At 41.4% G+C, this 3,980-nt stretch carries 4 protein-coding genes; all 4 read right to left on the bottom strand.

Annotation, left to right across the window (positions count from 1 at the left end):
* The coding region (locus A3756_RS11620) for a hypothetical protein (protein ID WP_156490423.1) at positions 1 to 315 on the bottom strand (315 nt) is incomplete at its 3' end.
* A gap of 168 nt (positions 316 to 483) precedes the next feature.
* A complete protein-coding gene (locus tag A3756_RS11615) occupies positions 484 to 1,758 on the bottom strand; it encodes a hypothetical protein (protein WP_068553541.1) in 1,275 nt (424 codons plus the stop codon).
* A gap of 2 nt (positions 1,759 to 1,760) precedes the next feature.
* A complete protein-coding gene (locus A3756_RS11610; protein ID WP_082865218.1) occupies positions 1,761 to 2,504 on the bottom strand; it encodes a hypothetical protein in 744 nt (247 codons plus the stop codon).
* Positions 2,505 to 3,980 (bottom strand): XrtA system polysaccharide chain length determinant (locus tag A3756_RS11605; protein ID WP_068553540.1); only part of this gene is annotated, 1,476 nt, incomplete at its 5' end. It abuts the gene before it with no gap.

Below are 3,980 nucleotides of genomic sequence, written 5' to 3'. Positions count from 1 at the left end.
CTGTTTTTGAAGAGTAGTTATAGTGTTTTGAATTAGTAAAAAGGGTAAAAAAATTGAAGTGATAAACGTAGTTACTGACCCAATTGCGCCACCAATCCAGCCATTAGCAATTCCAGAAATCAAGATTACGGGAATCATCAAGACCAAAAAAACATTCTGAGGAGCATCAAACCGATTGTTTTTCTGGGCAAACATAAACAGAGCAGCAAATATTAGAGAAATTTTTACCAAAGGAAAGCCAAATAGGGGCGCAAAGAACTCTTGAGGCCTAACAAAAACAAAAAAGAAATATGCTAGTAAAGAAATAAAAGCCACTTAACGCTATCCATACCTACAATCTGAAGTATAATATCAAGGCTCGACCTCGGAAGGCTTAAACTAATCTCAACCCACGAACAACTTACCCTACTCAACCGCTCTATTAAAGGGTGAACGCTTTCTTATTACCCCGATTATCAGTAATTCCAAGTATACGTTTCTTCTCTAAAATAACGAAATACGAACCACAAATCCTACAGAAAACTCCTCATAATCACGATACACATCGCGACGGTTATCTCGCGTCTCATATTGAATATAACTTTCTGCACTAATATCTGGCGAAAATTGATAGTTCCCGTTTATTTGGTAAGTTAGGAGTTCCTCTTCGCCAAGCTCTTCTCGCCCAAGATATTTGGTCTTTACTAACTGCAAACTAGCACCAGTCGAGAAGCCTGGGAAAACCTCTTTCTCAAGAGCAAACAGTCCATTTAGAACTTTTTCGTCACTATTTTGAACAGAATAATCTTCATAATCCCAAGCCAAGGCCAAGCTATAGCCATATACCCCTAACTCTCGATCAATACTTAACCCTGCCGAGCGACGCCTTACAATATCATTCCCCTGCACAACAAACTGGTTAGGGGCACCAGGATTCACCGCAAAGCCAATCGATGAATCTGAAATGTCTTCAAAAAAGTTAATCGTCACATCATGCAGCCATAGTTTTTCCCGAACGAATGAAAGGTTCACAAAGTTCGACTCAGTTTCTGCGTTCGCCTCGGGAACCAAGTGTGTGCGTCCTACACTAATACTAGCAACCCCATCAACAAACTGGCGTGACACACCAACTCCTAGCTGTATACGATCATACTTTTCGCCACCATCAGCATCCAGCATCACTTCGTATGCTCCGGTCCAATTCATCGAAGTTATAGAGCTGATTTGATGTGTAACGACCACGGACAATTCAGCCCGCTTTGTATCAGCCGTACCTCTTTGAGAGTTCTCTGCGATAATATAGCTACTCCCTCCTACTAACATCATTGTCGGTGACATGACATATAATATACTCGGTCCGGAAGATAGCGTATCACGATACCCAAGATTATCGGACCGGACCTCTTCTAAAGGATCATTCAGCGTTTGGCTACGAGTAAAAGACGTTTGCCAGCTTAAAAATTCTTCGACAACATCAAAATTCAACAAACCCAACCCTGTACTTAATGTCGTTTCCCCCTCGTACGCATTACCGTAATAATGATCTTTTTCCAGAGTGAAACTAGCATTCGTCTGAAAGGTTTTTCTTTCCTCAATGGCGCTACCCGATAACGAAATAGTTTGATGTGTATCAGAGTTCGTGTCATCCGCACTAAGACTGATATTAGTTGAAAACTCCGCATTGCTTGATAACACAGCAGAGTATTCTATGGCTGCAACTGGAAGAGATAAGCAGGCAGTGATTATAATACTAACAAAAGCGCGATGATCAATCATCATGATCAATTATTGTAAACCAGGCCAGCAAGCTTATCTTTACCAATAACACTAATTGCCGCCTCCACCTGCTCTGCCGTTGCCCGCCCATGCGGTACAACCAATACAACCATATCCGCAATTTCAGTGAGAATCCTAGCTTCCGATGACTCTGTTACCGGAGGTGCATCAATAAAAATGTAGCGATCAGAGTATCGAGAGCGAATTTCATCGACAAAGCGCTGCATTTTATCAGAAGAAAAGTACTCTGCCGCCCCTTCACTGTTGTCACCTATCGGTACGACACGCAATCGAGGCACACCCGTAGCATAAACAACATCTTTGATATCGAAATTAGCATGACTTAAGTAGTCCGTTATACCAACCCCTGCCTCACCAATAATTAACTGCTCAAGGCTAGGCGCATATAAATTAGCGTCAATAAGTAAACTTGTCTTGGCTTTATCAAGCGCGAAAACACTTGCCAAGTTCATCGAAACATAACTCGCTCCTCCCTGATGACTAATGGAGGTTACCATGCAAACAAAATTCTTTTTGTTGCTTTTTTTCATTAGCTGGGTGCGCAGCTCTCTAAATATATTCAGCACTCTAATATTTGTGCGCTGCCCACTAATTAGCTTCAGTTGCTCCAGCTCCTCAACTGAAAACCGATCAACCTCTCCCATTCGACCAATTTCTGGGGAATCTTTAGAGGGCAAATTATCTAACCCATGCACATTAGAGCGTTCACCATGAGAAATATCACTCATTTAAATCATTCCTACTTTTGCAGCAAATGCCAGGCCAACATAAGCCCCCATAATTAAAATGGAAAGCACCACACATATTATCATATCCACTCTAACTACACGCTTGGTAAAAGATGTCTTAATATGTGGTATAACTGCCAATGTAGCTACATCAAACTCATGCAACTTTTCGGGAAACCGAATTCTCTGATCAACAAATATATAGACAACAGCTAAACCAATAATAGCTAAGAATCCGGCAATAGGCCCTAATAATACAAAATGAAGAAAACGTAAGCCCACAGGGTTTAACGGCGGCAATGCTGGCTCTTGAATTCGATAGGTAACTCCTTGTCCCTCTACATTCAAGGTCATCGACAAACGAGCCTTTTCTTTTCGCTCTAACATGTCTTCATAAATTCGTTTGGTAACCGTGTAGTCACGAGTAAGCTCAGCTTCCTCTGCCCCGCGCTCTGCGATACGTTTGCGACGCTCAAACTCTTTATCCATCAAACCCTGCAAAGCACTCAAGCGCTTTTCTTTGGTCTGCATCCGTGTTATCGCATTTGAGAGACGGCTTCTCAACTCCTGATATAGAGGGTTAAGCACGGCATCTTGCTCCCCTTTAGCTTGTCCTCCATCGATCCGTTTATTCTCATCAGACTCTTTCATTGCTCGTCTAATATCGTCTATCTGATACGTTAAACTCACTACGTCTGGGTAATCTTCCGTATAAGTGAGAAGCAAATTATTCCGAGTAGTCTCTAAAGACTTAAGCCGCTCACCATAAACATCAGCAGTATATTTTTGCGAAGAGAATTCCGATTCATTATTTAACTGCTTTTTTGTTGCAGTTATCGAGGTCTTATCCTCATCAATCGAAATTTTAAGCTCTTCAATTTGTGAACGAATTCGACTAATACTAGAATCGACGTCCCCATCCCTTCCGTCAAAATTTTGAGACCTAAAATTTTTCAAGCGCTCTTCGGCCAAAAGTAGCTGATCTTTATATTGCTTTACTTGATTATCAATAAATAAAAATGCTTCACGACTCTCTGTCCGCTGCTCATCAGTGCTCGCTCTAATGAAAACATCTACCACCTCATTGATAACGCGATATGACTCTTCCGCAGTTGTATCTGAGTAGCTTATCTTTATATAACCAGCACCAAGCCCTTTTATAAGCACCTTTTCTCTTAAGCTATTAATTGCCTGCCCCAACTCCTCCGCCGACTCAAAACCTTGCACACCATACAAGTTATCAACCACCTGTTTCAAAATACGAGGTGAGTGAATTGTATCTTTTACTATCTTCGTGTGATTCTGCACTTTTGACTGCGCCGCCTGATCATCAAGCAAAGGCTTTAGTATATTCTGATTATCTGCAAATATTGTTGCCGACGTCTGAAATTTGGACGGCACAACCATCCATACAAAAAGAACAGTAAAACTAATACGAGCAAAACCTAAAAGGCACCAGAACTTTCTTTGCCATAG

Source organism: Oleiphilus sp. HI0086, assembly GCF_001635225.1.
This window is presented reverse-complemented; position numbering and strand designations above follow the sequence as displayed.